The following is a 605-nucleotide window of genomic DNA, read 5'->3' on the forward strand; positions in this document are numbered from 1 at the left end:
GCCGCCGTGGTCTTGGCCGGAGCCTTCTTCGCCGCGGTGGTCTTCTTCGCCGCTGCCGCCGTGGTCTTCTTGGCGGCGGTGGTCTTCTTGGCCGCTGCCGCCGTGGTCTTCTTGGCGGCGGTGGTCTTCTTCGCGGCGGTCTTCTTCGCGGCAGCCTTCTTCACCGGAGCAGCCACACCGCGCTTGACGGCGGGACCGGACGCGGGAAGCTTCTGGGTACCGGCGATGACTGCCTTGAACTGCGCGCCCGGCCGGAACGCCGGCACGGACGTCGGCTTGACCTTGACGGTCTCACCGGTGCGCGGGTTACGAGCGACACGAGCGGCGCGGCGACGCTGCTCGAAGACACCGAAACCGGTGATGGTGACGCTGTTCCCGGCATGCACGGCGCGCACGATCGCATCGACGATGTGCTCGACGGCTGCCGTTGCCGTACGCCTGTCCGAACCGAGCTTCTCGGTCAGAACGTCGATCAGCTCTGCCTTGTTCATTGATTTCCTCCGCACATTACGGTCCACCGTCAGACCGACTTGTAGTCCACGGTAGACCCGCAAACGGGCAAGAGTCTATGTGCCACGCCAATTCTCATGCAACTAGAACGGCGG

Annotated in this window: 1 protein-coding gene; it reads right to left on the reverse strand. The window is 65.1% G+C overall.

Features of this window, described 5'->3' with window-relative positions:
* Positions 1-491 (reverse strand): HU family DNA-binding protein (locus tag I0Q12_RS29570; RefSeq protein ID WP_197257334.1); only part of this gene is annotated, 491 nt, incomplete at its 3' end.
* Between the last annotated feature and the right edge of the window lie 114 nt (positions 492-605).

Source organism: Rhodococcus sp. CX (assembly GCF_015865005.1).
Classification (GTDB): domain Bacteria; phylum Actinomycetota; class Actinomycetes; order Mycobacteriales; family Mycobacteriaceae; genus Rhodococcus.